At 36.4% G+C, this 2,202-nt stretch carries 2 protein-coding genes; both read left to right on the top strand.

Annotated elements, in window-relative coordinates; genetic code table 11:
- Positions 1–153 precede the first annotated feature (153 nt).
- Positions 154–612 carry an SMI1/KNR4 family protein gene (locus H5186_RS22390; protein ID WP_182785429.1) on the top strand — a complete coding sequence of 153 codons (459 nt, stop codon included), beginning with the start codon at positions 154–156 and terminating at the stop codon, positions 610–612.
- Positions 613–1,033: 421 nt separating this feature from the next.
- Positions 1,034–1,546 carry an AAA family ATPase gene (locus tag H5186_RS22385; RefSeq protein ID WP_145241240.1) on the top strand — a complete coding sequence of 171 codons (513 nt, stop codon included), beginning with the start codon at positions 1,034–1,036 and terminating at the stop codon, positions 1,544–1,546.
- Positions 1,547–2,202: the final 656 nt, after the last annotated feature.

The raw sequence follows: 2,202 nt of genomic DNA, 5'->3' as shown, positions 1-2,202 counted from the left end.
CGAAAACAGTTAAATAAATTGACTGATGATGATCAGTTAAGCTAATTTAAAAACGGCTCTACAAAATGATAAATCAAGTGATCAAAGCTGATGAGAATCGGTGATCAAAGTCATGAGAATACGCAATGTGCTGAAAAGGTTTGAAAGCTCCTAATGATAAAACTAGTAAAGAGTTATCCTGCGGTCACTAGGGAGCAACTAGAAATAGTCTTCTCAGAAGTAGAACTTCAATTTCCAGATTCATACATTGAATTTTTATTAGCTCAAAATGGCGGTGGCCCTGAAGTTGAAAGTGCTTATGTGTGCGTGAATGATCCTGAATACCAGATTTTAATAAATTGTTTTTACGGAGTCAGTAAGTCGGATACTCGTATAGATCTGTTGTGTGCTTGGGGTTCTCATAGTCACACAATTCCCGAGACTCTTTGTCCAATAGCCGATGATGGTATTGGGAATCAAATTTGTATAGGTATACAAAAACCTCACTTTGGTAATATGTACTTTTGGAATAAAGATGGTGAGGTCGACTACGGTGAGGAAGTAACTTTTGATAATATTGAATTTCTGGCAGGTTCGTTTGAAAGCTTTATTAATTGCGTTCGTAAAATGTAGCTGCTTAAATAAACAATCGTAACTTTAATGGTCAACTGTTTTGTATGAATTTAAACGGGGTGTTTCAGTCAATAAATACATGACTAAGTTGATTTTAAGCGGTCAAACGAAAGTGAATACCTTTACTTCATTCTGCGGCAACTGCATTGCTTAGTTCATAATATAGAAAAGCTGCAAAACACGATGCACTAATTAGGGGAAGCCCTTATCTCTTAATAAGCCACTCAAACACTTGTCAGACCTTCCAAAACGCCAATTAAAACAACAGCAAATCGTCTTTTATATTTTACGTGAAAGCCAGTTGTCGATTGAATCAAAATAGCAACTGGGCTATGGTTAATGCATCAATTAAAATAAATTAAAAACGAGTAATTCTACAGCCTCGTTAGGCTTTTTATTCGATCTCTGAGGGAAAATTAAATTGCTATATATTTTTGGCGGCTTGCCAGGTACTGGCAAGTCTGAGCTATCTAAATATTTGTCAGAGACTATCGGTGCTGTTTATTTGCGTGTTGATACGATTGAACAAACCTTAAAAAGCCATGGTATTAATCAGATTTACGATGAGGGATATAAGATTGCCTCATCGGTAGCGTCGGATAATTTAAAGCTTGGACAATCAGTTGTTGCTGATTCTACAAATCCAGTAAATGAGTCACGGGAGTTGTGGAGAAATACTGCAACTAGGTCAAGTGCTCAATTTATTGAAATTGAAGTTATCTGCTCTGACCTGCACGAGCATAAACAACGAATAGAAACTAGAGTTTCTGATATACCTGACTTACAACTTCCAACATGGGAGAGTGTTTATGAACGTGAATACTATCAATGGATGACTGAAAGAGTTGTTGTAGATACAGCAGGTAAAACTTTAGAGCAAAGTAAGCATGATTTAATGAATGCGCTAGGCTTATCAGTGCCAACAAAAGCCTAACAAATATGAGCCTTAACTCTGTCAATAGGCACTAGTATTTTCTTTGACCGCTTTTATACAGTGACGGTCAATTCTAAATCAATAAACAAATTCGTTTACTTCATCTGTCGATGTGGCCGTTAAGCAAGTAGCTTACGGCAAATACATAAGGGATCGCTGTGCAATCCTTACGTTATTAGCATAGGATTTGCTTATAGCCCTCTAAAGCGCAGCGCCTCTTAATCTCTTTGTGAATAATTCAATTAAAGATCTTTTGCACAAAGAGCACAGAAAGAGAAGTAAAAGCTAATTCGCACGTGTAAAACACACTACATTAATAGAGATAAGCTGCTACCTCACCAAGTAAGCCACTTAAACACCTGCAAAACGCCAATTAAAACAACACCAAGTCTTTTTTTATATTTTACGCGAAAGTCAGTTGTCGATTGAATCAAAATAGGAACTCGGCTATGGTTAATGCATCAATAAAAATAAATTAAAAACGAGTTATTCTACAGGCTCGTTATCCCCCTGTGTCAGGATAGTTGTCGTCTCTAACTTTTAATAGAGGCAGATAAAAATGAGACGTCGATTTACACAAGAATTTAAAGTTCAAGCGGTTGAAAAAGCATTATCTCAATGTGATGATGTTCGTCTAGAAGATATTGCAGATGATT

This window comes from Pseudoalteromonas sp. SG41-2 (genome assembly GCF_014164535.1).
GTDB classification, from domain to species: Bacteria; Pseudomonadota; Gammaproteobacteria; order Enterobacterales; family Alteromonadaceae; genus Pseudoalteromonas; species Pseudoalteromonas rhizosphaerae.
The sequence above is the reverse complement of the archived record's forward strand: the minus strand, read 5'-3'. Positions and strand labels throughout refer to the sequence as shown.